Raw genomic sequence first — 204 nt, 5'->3', positions numbered from 1 at the left:
GTTCTTTCTTCACTTAACACGTAATCGCGTTGTATTGCCTTTAAACACGATGAGACAGTTTGAAAGTATCCGATATCTGCTCGTGATTCTTCTTTTGTTTCTGTGTAGCGGATGTTTCCTTCTTCGTCTCGTCTTACCTTCGATAAGACAATGTTTCTAGAATCACTGGTAATTCGATAATCTTCGATTCTCATGTCTAGCATT

Annotated in this window: 1 protein-coding gene; it reads right to left on the bottom strand. The window is 38.2% G+C overall.

What is annotated here, in order from left to right:
* Positions 1–203: hypothetical protein (locus DIZ30_RS09865; protein WP_109023198.1), on the bottom strand; the 203-nt coding region annotated here is incomplete at its 3' end.
* Between the last annotated feature and the right edge of the window lies 1 nt (position 204).

Origin of the sequence: Enterococcus sp. H57 (assembly GCF_003112495.1) — a bacterium.
GTDB lineage: Bacteria > Bacillota > Bacilli > Lactobacillales > Enterococcaceae > Enterococcus_B > Enterococcus_B faecium.
Note: the sequence above shows the minus strand (reverse complement) of the source record. Positions and strands in the feature narration are given on the sequence as shown.